The organism is Paenibacillus sp. J22P165 (genome assembly GCF_059692015.1).
This window is the reverse complement of record NZ_JCAUAP010000001.1, coordinates 495,401-510,519: the sequence shown is the minus strand read 5'-3', so window position 1 is coordinate 510,519 and position 15,119 is coordinate 495,401. Positions and strand designations below refer to the sequence as shown.

12 protein-coding genes are annotated in these 15,119 nt (G+C 47.9%); 5 read left to right on the top strand and 7 right to left on the bottom strand.

Annotated features, from left to right (window positions below; genetic code table 11):
• The first annotated feature begins 120 nt into the window (after positions 1–120).
• From AC58QM_RS02295 to AC58QM_RS02275, 5 genes are read left to right on the top strand one after another with little or no spacing between them, the layout of a single operon-like run.
• The gene (locus AC58QM_RS02295; protein WP_497281013.1) at positions 121–1,164 is read left to right on the top strand and encodes an ABC transporter substrate-binding protein; all 1,044 of its coding nucleotides are present in this window, start codon (positions 121–123) and stop codon (positions 1,162–1,164) included.
• Between the two features lie 35 nt (positions 1,165–1,199).
• Positions 1,200–2,078 (top strand): ABC transporter ATP-binding protein, encoded by an 879-nt coding sequence (locus tag AC58QM_RS02290; RefSeq protein WP_497281011.1) that lies wholly within the window; start codon positions 1,200–1,202, stop codon positions 2,076–2,078.
• Positions 2,071–2,907 carry an ABC transporter permease gene (locus AC58QM_RS02285; RefSeq protein ID WP_497281009.1) on the top strand — a complete coding sequence of 279 codons (837 nt, stop codon included), beginning with the start codon at positions 2,071–2,073 and terminating at the stop codon, positions 2,905–2,907. Before AC58QM_RS02290 ends, AC58QM_RS02285 begins: the two co-directional genes overlap by 8 nt.
• A 24-nt stretch (positions 2,908–2,931) precedes the next feature.
• On the top strand, positions 2,932–4,275 hold the full coding sequence (locus tag AC58QM_RS02280; RefSeq protein WP_497281008.1) for an LLM class flavin-dependent oxidoreductase: 1,344 nt from the start codon (positions 2,932–2,934) through the stop codon (positions 4,273–4,275).
• A 26-nt stretch (positions 4,276–4,301) separates the two neighbouring features.
• Positions 4,302–5,216 carry a TauD/TfdA dioxygenase family protein gene (locus AC58QM_RS02275; protein ID WP_497281007.1) on the top strand — a complete coding sequence of 305 codons (915 nt, stop codon included), beginning with the start codon at positions 4,302–4,304 and terminating at the stop codon, positions 5,214–5,216.
• 62 nt (positions 5,217–5,278) lie between these two features.
• On the opposite strand, the gene sdaAA is transcribed toward AC58QM_RS02275, so the two are convergent.
• The 7 genes from sdaAA to AC58QM_RS02240 form a co-directional block, all read right to left on the bottom strand.
• Entirely contained in the window at positions 5,279–6,163 is an 885-nt protein-coding gene (gene sdaAA / locus AC58QM_RS02270; RefSeq protein WP_497281005.1) for an L-serine ammonia-lyase, iron-sulfur-dependent, subunit alpha, read from the bottom strand.
• On the bottom strand, positions 6,160–6,840 hold the full coding sequence (gene sdaAB / locus AC58QM_RS02265) for an L-serine ammonia-lyase, iron-sulfur-dependent subunit beta (RefSeq protein WP_497281003.1): 681 nt from the start codon (positions 6,838–6,840) through the stop codon (positions 6,160–6,162). The genes sdaAA and sdaAB overlap by 4 nt, the downstream gene beginning before the upstream one ends.
• Before the next feature lie 314 nt (positions 6,841–7,154).
• Positions 7,155–9,557, bottom strand: a complete 2,403-nt coding sequence (locus AC58QM_RS02260) for a hypothetical protein (protein ID WP_497281001.1) — start codon at positions 9,555–9,557, stop codon at positions 7,155–7,157.
• Positions 9,558–9,609: 52 nt separating this feature from the next.
• Positions 9,610–11,703: a heparinase II/III domain-containing protein gene (locus AC58QM_RS02255; RefSeq protein WP_497281000.1), complete on the bottom strand. Its 2,094-nt coding sequence runs from the start codon at positions 11,701–11,703 to the stop codon at positions 9,610–9,612.
• Positions 11,704–11,716: 13 nt separating this feature from the next.
• Entirely contained in the window at positions 11,717–12,607 is an 891-nt protein-coding gene (locus AC58QM_RS02250; RefSeq protein WP_497280998.1) for a carbohydrate ABC transporter permease, read from the bottom strand.
• Between the two features lie 18 nt (positions 12,608–12,625).
• Positions 12,626–13,522, bottom strand: a complete 897-nt coding sequence (locus AC58QM_RS02245; RefSeq protein WP_497280997.1) for a carbohydrate ABC transporter permease — start codon at positions 13,520–13,522, stop codon at positions 12,626–12,628.
• A 99-nt stretch (positions 13,523–13,621) separates the two neighbouring features.
• On the bottom strand, positions 13,622–15,016 hold the full coding sequence (locus AC58QM_RS02240; protein WP_497280995.1) for an ABC transporter substrate-binding protein: 1,395 nt from the start codon (positions 15,014–15,016) through the stop codon (positions 13,622–13,624).
• Positions 15,017–15,119: the final 103 nt, after the last annotated feature.

Genomic DNA, 15,119 nt, shown 5'->3' with positions numbered 1-15,119 from the left:
CGCCAATTTATTGACAGAAAATGGGTGAAATCGTATATTTCATTATAGAAACTAATACAGAGTAAGTCTATAGGAATTATAAGTTTAAAATCAGAAATTATCGTAAGGGGGAATTGGAATATGTTGACCATACCATTGAAAAGAAGTTATGTGACTGCACTGTCTCTCGTCCTTGCCTCATCCCTAGTCGTATCCGCTTGTGGTAACAAAGATCAAACCGTTTCAGCCAAAGGCCAATCGCCAGAAGTAACTGAGCTCCGCTATCAAGGAGGCGTTGGATCTGTTACGTATCCCGAATTAGCTGAAGATTTAGGCTACCTCGCACCCTTGAAACTGAAATTTATCGGCAATACCATCAGCGGCCCACAAGATATTCAATCGGTCGTAACCGGTGATACGGACTTTGGCGGTGCCTTCAATGGTGCCATCGTGAAACTGATCGCTGCGAAGGCACCGATTAAGCCGGTTATTTCTTACTATGGTGTCGATGATGCTACGTGGACGGGATATTACGTGCTGGAGGGCAGTTCCATTAAGAATGCAAGAGATCTCATCGGCAAAAAAATTGCCGTGAATACCTTAGGCGCACATCATGAATTCGTCATTAAGGAATATTTGCATAGAGCCGGCCTTACGGTAGATGAAATCAAACAAGTCACACTCGTTGTCGTGCCTCCTGTTACGACCGAACAGACGCTGCGCGCTGCGCAGATCGATGTAGCTGCACTCGGCGGGGTACTTCGAGATAAAGCTGAAGAGCGCGGAGGCATTCGTCCATTATTCAAAGATAAAGATTTGTTTGGCACTTTTAGTGCCGGCAGCTATGTGCTGACAGACAAATTCATCAAGAACAATCCCAATGCCTCTCGTAAGTTTGTTGAAGCGACAGCCAAAGCCATTGAATGGGCTCGCACAACACCTCCGAGCGAAGTTGTGGCACGTTATGAGAAGATCATTAACGCACGCGATCGCAAAGAAGACGCCTCTACCGTTAAGTTCTGGAAAAGTACAGGCATCGCAGGAAAAGGGGGACTCATTTCTGACAAAGAATTCGACACCTGGATCCAATGGCTTGTCAACGAAGGTGTGATCAAAGAGGGACAACTGAAAGTCAAAGGCTTATATACGAATGAATTTAATCCTTTTGTCAATGAGAAAAAGTAAATACCATCGGAAGAAAACGTGAAGGAGGCAAAACCATGACAGCTAAAATTAGCATTCAGCATGTGCAGAAATCATTTCGTATTCAGCGAAACTTGGGGCATCTGAAAGAAGATGCACAGCCCATCTCCGCCTTACAGGATATTAATTTGGACGTCAAGCAAGGAGAATTCATGGTCATTGTTGGCCCCAGCGGCTGCGGTAAATCCACATTATTGGACCTCCTTGCAGGGTTAACGAAGCCTAGCAGCGGACAAATTCTACTAGATGGGAAACCCATCACTGGGCCTAATCTTGATCGGGGGATTGTCTTTCAGCAGTATGCCTTATTCCCTTGGAAAACAACGCTTGCCAATGTGGAATTTGGCTTAGAAGCCAAGGGCGTCCCTCGTAAGGAACGACGCAAAATTGCCTTAGAGTTTATTCAGTTAGTGGGCCTATCTGGATTCGAAAATAGATACCCCCACGAAATTTCCGGCGGCATGAAGCAGCGCGTTGCAATCGCTAGAAGTTTAGCTTATGACCCTGAAGTGCTGCTGATGGATGAGCCTTTTGCAGCGCTAGATGCACAAACTCGAGAAACACTACAAAGCGAATTATTGCGCATTTGGGAAGCCACGAAGAAAACGATTATTTTTATCACCCACGGTATCGAAGAAGCCGTTTATTTGGGGCAAAGAGTGGCTGTCATGACCTCGCGTCCCGGTCGAATTAAGACGGTGCTTGATATTCCTTTTGAATCGAGGAGAAGTGAAGAAGATTTGAGATCTAACCCCGATTTCGTCAAGCTGCGGCATGAAGTATGGGATTTACTCAAAGATGAAGTAAGCAGAGCGCAAGAACAAGAGAAAAGTAAGACTTTGGATAGCTTTGAGCCTAGTAAATCAGTGATTAAAGGGGGCGTTATCAATGGCTAGTGTGAATGCAGGTAAAGCCTTGGTCTTAGGTAGAAAGGAAAGTTTTGATGCCATCGGTTGGATCGTAACAAAGCTGCGAAAAGCTTTTAAAAACACCATTGTTATTCTCGCTTTGCTGCTCTTATGGGAATTTGCCCCGCGCCTCGGACTCGTCGATGCCACTTTCTTCCCTCCGATCACCGAAATCGCTGCAGCCTGGTGGCAATTGCTGCTCTCTGGCGATCTAGCTGAGCACACGACTGCAAGCCTGTCTCGCTCGCTCGGCGGATTCTTATTAGCCATTGTGCTGAGTATTCCGCTGGGACTTGCGATTGGCTGGTGGAAGCCCGTATCCGAGTATCTCAATCCTTTGCTTGAGTTGCTTCGAAATACAGCAGCGCTGGCCATTCTACCCGTATTCATCCTCTTATTAGGGCTAGGTGAAACCTCCAAAGTTGCCATCGTGCTCTATGCTTGCGCTTTTCCGCTTCTACTGAACACCATTAGTGGTGTGAAAAATGTAGACCCCCTTTTAATTAAATCAGCTCGTTCCATGGGTCTGTCTTCCATCCAACTCTTTCGCAAGGTTATCATCCCTGCTGCAACTCCCACGATTTTTGTAGGCATTCGGCAGGCAGGTGCAAGCTCAATTCTCGTACTTGTCGCCGCTGAAATGGTTGGAGCCAAATCAGGCCTCGGTTACTTAATTCAATACACGCAATTCAGCTTCCAGATTACGAACATGTACGCCGGCATTATTTCGATTTCCGTGATTGGTGTCATTATTAATTTTTTACTTGTTACGCTTGAAAAAAGATTAACCGGCTGGAAGCAAACATACAGCGAATAAACGAAAAAGGTGGCGTAAATGACGATGAGTCAATCCAAAAGACAACTGCATTTAAATGTTTTTCTCATGAACACTGGACATCACGAAGCTTCCTGGAGGCATCAGGATACGGAGCCTGAGAACATCACCGATATACGGTATTTTCAACGGATCGCTCAAATTGCGGAGAAGGCGAAGTTCGACTCTCTCTTTCTCGCAGATGGGCTGGCCGTAAGTCATAATATTAAGCATGGCGCGTTCGTTGGCCTCGAGCCTTTTACTTTACTGTCGGCATTAGCTGCTGTTACGGAGCATATTGGACTGATTGGCACTGTCTCAACGACGTACAACGAACCGTTTCATGTTGCGCGTAAATTCGCTTCGCTGGACCATATCAGCAAAGGTCGCGCTGGTTGGAATATCGTTACGTCTGGCAGTTCCTTTGAAGCCAGCAATTTCAGTAAAGATACCCATTTAGAGCACAGCAAGCGCTATGAACGGGCAAAAGAATTCTTAGATGTCACAACCAGCTTGTGGGATAGCTGGGAAGATGAAGCGATCATCATTGACCGTGAGTCTGGCACCTTCGCAGATCGAAATAAAGTCCGAGAGATCAATCATGTCGGCGACACATTCAAAGTGCGCGGTCCCTTGAATATTCCTCGATCTCCACAGGGGTATCCTGTGCTCGTTCAAGCTGGTTCTTCCGAGGATGGCAAAGAATTCGCTGCCCAGTATGCGGAAGCGATTTTTACGGCACAGCAAACTCTAGTCGAAGCCCAGCAATTTTACTCCGATGTGAAAGCTAGATTAGTGAAGTATGGCCGCTCTCCTGAGCAGTTAAAAATATTGCCTGGCATCTGCCCCATCATCGGTAGAACCGAATCTGAGGCCAAAGAGAAAGAGCAACAATTAAACGAATTAACCGTTCCTGAATATGGGCTCAATCAGCTATCCAATATGCTGGGCGTCGATTTGCACTCCTACCCCTTGGATGGTCTTTTACCAGAGCTTCCTAGCTTGTCCGATATCAACGGCAATAAAAGCCGCTTTCAACTTGTCGTTGACCTCGCACAGCGCGAGAATTTAACGATCCGCGCGCTGCTTCACCGCCTCGCTGGCGGTCGTGGACATCGTACATTCGCCGGCACCCCAATCCAAATTGCCGATCAACTCGAAGAATGGTTCTTACATGGAGGCAGTGACGGCTTTAATGTGATGCCCCCGTATTTACCTGCAGGTATTGAAGAATTCGCTGAGTTCGTGATTCCGGAACTGCAACGCAGAGGTTTGTTCCGCACGGAGTATACCGGATCCACACTGCGGGGGCATTTGGGACTCGCAAGACCCCTTAACCAGTATGCGACTGTTGCCGTAGAAGGCGCATAAAACTATAATTTGTGGAGGTTATGACGATGAGTACACATGAGCAAGTTAATCAAACAGCTGGGAACATTGAGGTATTACCGATTGCGGGAAGAATTGGCGCAGAAATTAAAGGAGTAAGCCTTCAAGCTGATCTGGATACCCAGTCGGTATCAGCGATTCGACAAGCCTTATTGCAGCATAAAGTGCTTTTCTTTCGTGGACAGCACCAGCTGGATGACGCTGGACAAGAAGCATTCGCCCGCTTGTTAGGTGCCCCTGTCGCTCATCCTACGGTTCCCATTAAACAGGGAACTGACTATGTGCTAGAGTTGGACTCCAATCATGGGGGAAGAGCGGATTCCTGGCACACAGACGTAACCTTCGTAGATGCTTATCCACAAGCATCCGTCCTCCGTGCCGTCGTAGTGCCACTCTCTGGCGGAGATACGGTCTGGGCGAATACGGCTGCGGCGTACGAGCACTTACCTGAGGAGCTACGCAATCTGGTTGATCGGCTCTGGGCAGTGCATAGTAATGATTACGACTATGCCGCACATCTTCCGCAAGTATCCGACTCGGCGAAGCAACATCATCGGGAAGTATTTGCTTCAACCGTGTATGAAACAGAACATCCTCTCGTTCGTGTGCATCCAGAAACAGGTGAGCGCTCCTTGGTGCTTGGGCATTTTGCCAAAAAAATTATCGGCCTTTCCTCTGCTGATTCTGCGCAATTGCTGGCGCTGCTTCAATCCCATATCACCAAGCTGGAAAATACCGTTCGTTGGCGCTGGTCAGCTGGCGATGTCGTCATTTGGGATAATCGGGCAACGCAGCATTATGCGATTAATGATTATGGCGATCAACATCGGATTGTTCGCCGAGTTACGGTAGATGGGGATATCCCCGTTAGCATTGATGGTCGACAAAGCGTTACACGTAAAAAGCAGCCTAATGCCTCTTAGTAAATAATACCCGCCCCCTCATGGTACGGAATGCCATGAGGGGGCGGGTATTTGTACGCCTGCTATTGTTTTCGATTTAGATTGAGTTCCTTCATAATCTTCCGTCCCGTTGGTGTCTGGGCTAAACCGCCTTTGGCGGTTTCACGATGCTTCTCCGGCATCGCCGTGCCCACCTCGTACATGACTTGGACGACCTCATCCGAAGGAATAACTGATCTAACACCAGCCAACGCCATATCCGCTGCAGCCATCGCATTTACCGCGCCGAAACCGTTGCGGACGATGCAAGGGATTTCCACTAGTCCGCCGACAGGATCGCAGATCAGTCCGAGTGTATTCTTGAGCGCAAGCCCTACCGCATGCATCGCTTGCTCAGGTGTACCGCCGCGCAGCTCAACGAGCGCGCCTGCAGCCATCCCAATGGCTGAACCGACTTCCGCCTGGCAGCCTCCTTCGGCGCCAGAAACGAAAGAATTGTTGGCAATCACATACCCAATCGCACCTGCACAGAGCAACCCTCTAACCAAATGATCATCTTCCCAGCCAAAACGTTGCTGTGAACTGATGAATACACCTGGAATAATGCCGCATGAACCAGCTGTCGGGGTGGCAATGATACGGCCCATCGATGCGTTGACTTCCGAGACCGCAAGCGCATACGCCATCGCCTTGCAAGCTTCCTCTCCAAGCGAAGCCTCTGTTGTGGTGAGATAGGAGGCGACACGCTGCGCGTCTTTCCCCGTTAACCCGCTTCGAGAGGTCGTATCCTCTGTCAGCCCTTTGGTCACAGCTTCTTTCATGATCTGGTAATACGCACGCATTTTGTCAAACACATACTCAGGCGGTTTGCCTGACTCGTGACTTTGATCTGCCAACATCACTTCCGCAATCGTCATACCTTCTGCCGCACAAATGTCCGCTAATTGCTTTAAAGTCCGAAATCTCATGCGTCGCCTCCTTCGGCTAGATCAACTTTTCTAACATCGGTGATCATATTTAGCCGTAGAAGTTGTTCTACTAAGGTAACTGGGATCGACGCATCCGTCTCAATAACTGTCATCGCCTCTCGATGGCGCCCTTTACGGTCTAAATCCATAAATCCAATATTAATCAGATTGCTGCCTAACAACGTGGTGATATCCGCGATCATTCCTGGACGATCATGATGTGAAATGACCAATGTGGGATAATTCGCTGTGAATTTCACGTCAAATTGATCAACATTAATAATCTCTACATTGCCGCCGCCGATCGAAGCCCCTCTCATGCTGACTTTCCGCGATTCTGAGGTAAGTACAATTCCCACCGTATTCGGATGATCGGCTTTATCTTTACTAATATGAAAAGCTATGGCTACGCCTAAAGCTTCTGCTACTTCGGCCGCTTGAGGTATACGTGGATCATCCGTTTCAAAATCCAAAATCCCGCCGATCAGCGCGAGATCCGTGCCATGCCCTCGATACGTGTCGGCGAATGATCCGTATAGCGTGATTTCCGCTTTAAGCGGAAGCTCGCCAAGGAGCTGCCTTGCTACGCGACCTAACCGAATCGCACCCGCAGTATGCGAGGAGGAGGGACCGATCATCGAGGGACCGATGATGGAAAACACATCTTTAAAACGCATCACACAGCGCTCCAATCCTAAGGTCTTACTTACTATCTTCTCCTATTGTATGAAGCGAAATTATAAAAGACAAGTCTTTAAATTGACTATATAAAATAATTTTTGGAACAGTTGTGAGCACAGAGGAATACACCTTTTTGAGCATTGTGTTGCCCAATTAGTGGGGTGTACCTTTTGACCATTGTTACAAAAAACACCCACGTCAGCCACAAGGCTAACGCAGGTGTCTCCAACAAATTAGTATACTTCAACCTCAGCGAACGCCATCCGATACCAATTCCCATCGCTCGGATTGAGGCGCAAGTGCGTGCCCATTACCTTTTGATTATTCGCACATCACCAGCAATCCCCCATTTGACGAAATGGAAACCTTCCACCTTCGTTTGTTCAGGGGCATCTGGACGGTCCGCAAAATTTTTGACACCTTTATACTGGTCTGGACTCGTTAAATAGCGGTCTCCGTCCACATGATGATGAGGTCCGTATACATTGAATGTACTCGGATATAACAGCACCTCTAGCTCATACGAGCCTGCCTTTACTCCTTGCGGAATTTGCACCAACCAGTTCGGTCCCCAGCACCACCCGAGCTCATCCCCATCTAGTTTCACCAGGGCGACATCTGCCTGTAGATCCGTAAATTCAACGGCTGCCTGCTTCGTATCGTTGAGGTGAATCGTTTTCCTTACTGCGATTGGTGTTCCTGCAAACGGAAATCCTGCTGAAATCAAATTTGCACTATCGACTTCGGTAGGCATTGGCGCTAACTCGAATGGACCTTTAAGCATCCACTGATGCTCGTCCTTCTCAATAAGCAGCGTTTTACTCTTGACGATGAATGCCCCCCGCAGGAAGGCAATCGGACAAGCTTCTCCCACTGGTAACGGCATTACCTCAATACGCAGCATCGTTAGGTTCACAGCAAGCGATGCTGGAACAATCGTCTCGAATCCATGCGCCGTTGGGGTCACTTCTACTTTCTCACCATTCACCCATACAGCACTCACTTCATCATGCAAAAAGAGCGTCATCTCGCCCAACGAATCTGCCTGATCTACGTTGATCTCAGCGGTTAACTTCCCATTCTCCTGAGGTTCCAGCTCCACATAAATCTGGTTCGATTGCGGCACCACAGTCTTCCACGAAGTCTGATTTAAAGAAGACAATTCCTTAGCCGGCTTTACGGATGAAGCCTTCACCGACAGCACCCGCTGCCAGTCCTTCGAATCACAAAGCGTAACCCCAGCAGCGAGTAGTCGCTCAACTAGTGTTGGGTCGTTCCAACGACAGCCTTCTGCCATAAGGACATGCGAGTAATCACGCATGCCGATCCGCAGCTCGCCGTCCATAATGATACCCAACTCCTCTATGACCCGCTCCTCGGTCAATTCGTAATGCAGTCCTGCCTCGTAACATGCCTCGACAAGTGCAAGCAGCTTAGCATTAAGGATACCTGCTGGGCTAGCAGGAATGTTCGATCCATCATGCTCGTTCATTTGCATCGCATCCAGAGAATCGAATGTCGCCATAATGCCTCGGGTTGGCGTGACGATAAGCACGTCCGGCTTCGCCCTTAAATCCGGCAGCTGAGCAGCTTGCTTCTGAAGGGAAGCCAATAGCGCAGGAAATGCGTCCTTCCAAGTTAGATGGCTTGGCATGGAAGGCGGCCAATCTTGGACCGCTTGGGTGGTCAGCTTGAGCTGATTCAAATGAAGCACAAAATGTTCCACGCCATGACTTGCCAGCCACATCACGTAATTGGTAAAAGACTCCGGTGAGACCCCCCAGCCGCTTCCTCCCATAGCTTCAACAAGCACACCATCTCGCCCTTGCTGCATAGCTACGGAGTGAGCAATTCGCGGGTAAAAGTTATTGCCTGGATATCGTTCCAAAGCGTCAATCGCGGGCGTTTCTACTCGTTGCAGCACTTGAAACGCTGATCCGCTATAGGACAATTGGAAAAACGGACTTTCCTCTGCTTTCACATGGGCAGTGAATTTTTTGCCATGCTTAGCGCACCAATCAGCAACGGGTTTATAGAAGCTTGAAATAATTGCATCAGTCAACATTTCCCAGTAACGGACGCGGAAGCTCTGGTAACCCTCGCCTGTTGTGAATAGCAGTGGTAATTGGGACAGTAATGCTTCCCCATACTTCTCCTGATAGAGCTGTGGGAATCGATCATCCCAAGGAATTGCACCTGTTTTGACCGTAATCCCGTGTCCATCCAAGAAAGCGACTTCATCGGAGAAAAAGCCAGTCACATAATCAAACGCTTCAGGGCGCAAGCCTTGGCGATAACCCTCATGCGTGAACGTAATAAACGTATGTACACCCTCCGGATCTAGGGAGGAGACGGCTGTCGTTTCTCCGAAAACGAGCCTGCCACCATGCTCATCTGAAATCCAATTGACATGCTTACAAGTGGATTCAGGTAATCGCTTGATCACTTCGCCACCTGCTGTGCCAGAAGGCCACCCATTTTCATCGTAAATCCAGAAGATCATCCCCGTCGATTTGGCATATACAATCAAGTCTGACAGAATGTCTAGATACCCTTTGCTCATATAAGCAGGCTTGTTAGGATAAAACCGAGGATGAAAAACAACACCTTCCAGTCCAGCTAAACGAAGTTCATCAAGCTGCTCTTGCAGCAGTTCCAGATTCAATTCATCGTTGATGGACCAAAAACTGAGGAATGATAATTTGTTACTCATGCTCTTACACACCCTTTATTTCGAATGGCTTCACATGGGTATCATAATGACATCAGACCTGCTTCTCAATATACACTTTTCTGTCTAATAGCTCTATTTGATAAGTGGCCTTAACTTCCGCATGATTCCACGATATTTGAAGCATATCGCCAGACAATTCCGCCACTTGCAGTCTGCCCCGAAGCTGATCCTCCTCGTTGGCATCATAGTGTAGGGCTTGTACAAATAACACACGCTTTTCCACCATAGCCGTTGTCATATGCGATGTTCGCTGCCCGCTTGGCGGATTATCTGGGGTCAACGCGGTGTAAGTTGTCGTTGGCTGCGAGCACCAAACATGCTGCTCCAATCTACCTTCACGCATTTGATAATGAAAAGCCGAAAGATCCTGCTCCAGCTTCCTCTTTTCCTTAAACCATTGCTGATCCAAGCGGCTCAACTGATCTTCCGTTTTTGTCCACGCAACATCGCCATCTATCAACTTCCCGCTAAAATGATTCGTCCAATGCACCACGCGCGGCACGGCGACGGTCACTTGCACAATATCGAGGAGATGATCCGCGCCAAGGAGATTCACTCTTCGAATTTGAGCCCCTTGATAGGCATCGCTATCCCAAGGATTAAGTTCAGCAGGCAAGATGATTCGATCTTTCATCACGTAATCCTCAGCTAACCAATCCACAGCTGTCTCTAACCATACACCCCACGACTCTTCGTGCATTTGAAGCAGCTTGCCATCACGTGGCGGCTGGTCGGCTCCATCGATACTCACCGTGTTATGCGAATAAGTATGTTTAAACCAACCGTAATGGACAGGGACACCGTACGCCGTCGTGCCGGGATCAATGAGCAGCGGCACATGGCTGTGCATCACGGACAGCCCGAGTCGATCCATGTGATCGTGTTCGCCGCCGAAACGGCTATGTTTCACGATCACGTGCCAGCCCGCTTGGTTCACCAGCTTCGTTAGCCCGCTAGCAGGCAAGGAGCGTGATCGCTGCACCTCGGCTCCAATCGCATCAGACTCAACTGCCTCTCCGTCCAAGCTTTGGCCGAACATCATGGCATAGATCGAATTTCGCTTTGTCTGGCTCGCGACTTGCACACGTGGGTCTGCATACTCCGTGCCATATGCCGTATTTAAAAGCGAGCGATACTTGCCATCGCCATAAATGTCGTAGGCAATTTCGTAATAGGGCGCATACGTGCCGATATGATGACCCAGCCCAGCATCATTCATCGTTGGCATCACGCCGCTTGGCAAGATCAGATGCAATGGAAAATCGAACATCGCTTTCAGCGCTTTCTTTTTCCATACATCCCAAGGGGTCCCTTCCGCAATTAAGGCATAGTGCAGCAGGGATTTGAATGCATAAAAATGATACTGTACATTCCCCTCGTACCAAAAACCATCCTCGATCATGCCTCGGTCCAGTTGGTCATGCAAGCCATATTCGCCTTCTAAGCCAGCATGTAATACTTCTTTATCGTTTAGCAAAAGCCCAAGCGCGGCAATCGCTGATGTAATCAAAACGGAGTGATTATGGATTTGCTGTTCTTTATGCGCGATAAGAAACCGGGCACAGGGCTCAAGCAGCCCTGCTCGAATATGAGCGAGCTCATCAGGGGTCAGATACTCCTGAATCATATCAAAACCAAGCGCCAAATCGGTGATCCAGTGCGCTTCATCCAGCGTTTGGGCAAACAATTTGCCAGGCCCGTTATAAGGTATGTCTCCGTGAATCGCATACGTTTCATAGTGATCGGCATACGCCATGAGATACGTTTTGACGAATTGCAGTCGCGTCTCATCTGGCTCCAGGGCATAAAGTAAAGCTACGTGATACACGGCTTGTCCTAGCTGTCCATGCGCTAAAGACGTCCAGCAGCCATTTAGCAGTGGATTGTTCCGCTGCTTGCCACAGGTTGAACAACGATGAAGAAAGGGCTCGTGCCACTGGAATGTGAGCCGAGTCCCATCTTCTTCACAATGATAATTGTGCGTCCATTCGCCTTGCTCGTTGGGGCGGATGGCGAAGGTGATCTTCGCCGCTTTGTCCGCATCCTGTCTTAGCAGCTCCATCGCTGCTTGAAATTCCGCATCACTTGCATTCTGCCGCAGTCTCTCTAAACGCTTGATGTCCATAGTTGGTATCCTCCTAGCCTTTCAATGAACCTGCCGTCATCTGCATGAACGAACGATTCGCTACCATATATACTAACAGCAATGGCAGTATCGATAAACAAGCTCCAGCCATCATATAATGCGTTTGTACCGCTGCGGAAGCCCCGTAACGCAAGTAAGATAGGCCAACAGTCAACGTTTGCAAATTCGGATTCGTCATCGTAAACACTAATGGTCGCAAGTATTCATTCCACGCCCCGCAAAAGGTGAACAATGCACCTACCCCAAGTCCTGGGCGCATAAGCGGCAAAATAATTCGCCAGAAAATGCCGCCGCTTCCACAGCCGTCGATCCGCGCTGCCTCATCTAATTCCCGGGAAATACCTTTTAAAAAGCTAAGTAAAATAAAGAAAATATACGCGTGACCACTGACGAGAATGAGGACTACGCCCCATAAGCTCGTGTTCAGGTGCAGCTTGACCATCAGCTCGAACTGCGGTCTGATCACGACAGCGCCAATGGAGATGAACATTGTGGACGCTTGAATGGCCACATAGATCGCTTTTCCCGGGAATTTGAGGCGATCAACGACATATGCGGCCATGGAGGCTATGGTCAGAACGCCGATCGTCGTCGCTCCACTCAGGAATAAGCTATTCCAAGTGAATCTCGCGAAGTTGGCCTGTACCCAGGCTTCCTTATAATTTTCAAAATGCCAGGATGAAGGGAATATTTTGCCCCCCTTGGTAATCTCCATATTAGACATAAAGGAGCCTAAAAAAGTCACAACGACTGGAAAAACGATGAGCAAAGCGGTAATCAGTAAAAACAACCAGAGAAGCGCTCTTCCACCCCATCTCCCCACTGAAAATGACTGTGTTTTTTTCTTTATATGAACAGCTGGTATCGATTTTGTCACTTCCATGATTCCCAAGTCTCCTTCCTATTGAAGTTTGTTTAGGCGCTTCGACATCCCATGATAGACAAGCGTGATGATGCCGACAATAACAGCGGTCATGAAGCCTACCGCACTGCCGTAGCCGAATTGTTGCTCAGTTAATGCGTGCGATGGCGTTGGGAAAAAGAGCTTATACACATAGAGATACATGACTTCCGTCTTCCCTACCGGTCCACCTTCTGTAAGAACCATGATGCTCTCATACCCTTTGAGGGAATTGATAATCGCGAGCATGATCACGATTTGAAGCACCGGACCTAACATCGGAATCGTTAAATACCAGAACTGCTGCCATTTATTCGCACCATCCAAGGAGGAGCTTTCGTACACATCATTCGGGATATTTTGAAGACCAGCTAGGAATAACAGCATGTAGTTCCCTACCGCTCCCCAGACTGCAATGATAATCGTTGTCAGCATCGCATGCTTGGGTCCAAGCCAATCGATTCTTTCAGAAATGATATGAAACTTTAATAAATATTGATTAAGAATGCCGTTGTACGAGTTGAAAATGACAAAAAATACAACAGCCATAACAGCCGAGCTAATAATCGTTGGCATAAAATAGATGGCTCTTAACAAGTTACGTCCACGCAGCTTTGAATTTAAGATCACGGCAAGAAGTAAGCATAACGGAAGTGTTATGATTAGCTTGCCACCTGCATAAACGAATGTGTTGATGACTGAATCCCAATACTGCGTATCCCGGAAAAGTCGTCTGAAATTATCAATCCCAATAAAAGTCGGTGCCCCGAAGCCCTTGTACTCATAGAACATGTAGCGAATCGCCCAAGCAATTGGATAGACGCCCAGCACCATGGTCAGCAGAAAGCTTGGAAATAAAAATAGATAGGAAAACCCGATCTGGCGTGTTCTGTTCATCCCATTCCCTCCAATGTTACCCCATAATTATTTATCTCTATGAAGAGCGCGAGAGTGGAGTTTCAGCTCCACTCTCGCTTCCGATCTCTTCAATTGCTCTTATTTCATCATCAGTTTCATTGGATCAAAGCTTGCATTTGGCGCTACTTTGACATCGCCTTTCGCAACAGCTTTATCCAACGCATCGTTATAGCGTTTGTTCAATTCTTGGATAATTTGATCCAAGTTGCCGCCACTGATCATATATTTAAAGAAGGCATCATTGTATTTCATACCTTCAACCGTAACGGTTGGCTGTAGTGGCCATGTGCCGTCATTTCCGCTTGGCAAGAAGCCATCAATGCCTTTAATCTCAGGCTTCTTCGCTACGGACGAAATCGCTGGCACCATCGACAAGCCGAAGCCTTTCTCATGATACGTTTTCAACACATCGTCGGCATACATGAACTGCATAAATTTCCAAGCTTGATCCGCATTTTTAGTTGTGTTGCTAATCGCTAACCATTGACCGCCTACGAAGGAAGTTGCCCCTTTAATCGTACCGTCAGTGGTTGGAACAGGCGCTGCTGCCCATTCAATCTTAGCTGGGAACTGATTTGCGTATACCCCTGGCTCTGAGGAATAGGAGATGTACATCCCGATTTTGCCTTCTGCGAATTGGGCGCGAAGCGGATCAATATCTAGCGACTCCATCCCTGGCAAAGTGCTGCCATCATCGACCATTTGCTTGAAGGATTGAATGATATCTTTAAACCCTGTGAAATCGTACTTCGCTGTTTTGAAATCAAACCCAAAACCACCAACACCGTTAGCTTCCGCGATTACCCTTGCCGAACGACCAAGCGCACTGTCTGGGCTCTTGAAGTTCAGAGCAAAGCCATAGGAGCCACTCGCCTTACCAACCGCAGTAATTTTCTTCGCATCTTCGACCATTTCTTTCAATGTTTTCGGAGGTGCAGCAATTCCCGCTTTAGCGAAAAGATCTTTGTTATAAACGAGACGCAGCGTCGAGCCGTAGTTCGGAAGACTGTACAGTTTACCGCCGATGCGGTTGAAATCATCAATAATCGGGAATTTCTTCTTCAGCGTATCATTCACATAGGAATCGATCGGTTTGAGGTATCCTTTAGCTACAAAAGGCTGGATGGTGTTTTCCTTTACGCGGATGATATCCGGCGCTTGTCCCGATGCGAAAGCCAGATCGATCGCTTGATTGAAATCCTCGGTTTTGACGACAATTTCGACTTCAATATTTTCGCCATTCGTTTCATTGAATTTCTGCACAACACTCTTAATATAGTCCATATCGTGACGATCATTTGTCCAATAAGCGAGCTTCGTTTTTGCCTTGGCAGGAGCCGCGCTTGCTGGTTGATCAGATGCTTTCGCGGACGCCGCTGGGTTTGCCCCTGTATCGGTTTTGGTGGAGCTGCAAGCTACCAAGCTACCCGCGAGTGCGATTGATAATGTGACCGTCCCTAATTTTCTCATCATGTGTAAGCCTCCCTTAAATCTGTTGTTTACACTTCTAATAGTAAAAGAATTTCGATGCCCTGATAATGAGGTCAACTCTTGAACGAGGGCAGATATTTCTATA

What these genes read in the sequence shown, in the direction of transcription:
- AC58QM_RS02285 (WP_497281009.1), top strand. Translation starts at nt 2,071, where the DNA reads ATGGCTAGTGTGAATGCAGGTAAAGCCTTGGTCTTAGGTAGAAAGGAA.
- AC58QM_RS02275 (WP_497281007.1), top strand. Translation starts at nt 4,302, where the DNA reads ATGAGTACACATGAGCAAGTTAATCAAACAGCTGGGAACATTGAGGTA.
- AC58QM_RS02245 (WP_497280997.1), bottom strand. Translation starts at nt 13,522, where the DNA reads ATGAACAGAACACGCCAGATCGGGTTTTCCTATCTATTTTTATTTCCA.
- AC58QM_RS02240 (WP_497280995.1), bottom strand. Translation starts at nt 15,016, where the DNA reads ATGATGAGAAAATTAGGGACGGTCACATTATCAATCGCACTCGCGGGT.
- AC58QM_RS02255 (WP_497281000.1), bottom strand. Translation starts at nt 11,703, where the DNA reads ATGGACATCAAGCGTTTAGAGAGACTGCGGCAGAATGCAAGTGATGCG.
- AC58QM_RS02250 (WP_497280998.1), bottom strand. Translation starts at nt 12,607, where the DNA reads ATGGAAGTGACAAAATCGATACCAGCTGTTCATATAAAGAAAAAAACA.
- sdaAA (WP_497281005.1), bottom strand. Translation starts at nt 6,163, where the DNA reads ATGAGATTTCGGACTTTAAAGCAATTAGCGGACATTTGTGCGGCAGAA.
- AC58QM_RS02295 (WP_497281013.1), top strand. Translation starts at nt 121, where the DNA reads ATGTTGACCATACCATTGAAAAGAAGTTATGTGACTGCACTGTCTCTC.
- AC58QM_RS02280 (WP_497281008.1), top strand. Translation starts at nt 2,932, where the DNA reads ATGAGTCAATCCAAAAGACAACTGCATTTAAATGTTTTTCTCATGAAC.
- sdaAB (WP_497281003.1), bottom strand. Translation starts at nt 6,840, where the DNA reads ATGCGTTTTAAAGATGTGTTTTCCATCATCGGTCCCTCGATGATCGGT.
- AC58QM_RS02260 (WP_497281001.1), bottom strand. Translation starts at nt 9,557, where the DNA reads ATGAGTAACAAATTATCATTCCTCAGTTTTTGGTCCATCAACGATGAA.
- AC58QM_RS02290 (WP_497281011.1), top strand. Translation starts at nt 1,200, where the DNA reads ATGACAGCTAAAATTAGCATTCAGCATGTGCAGAAATCATTTCGTATT.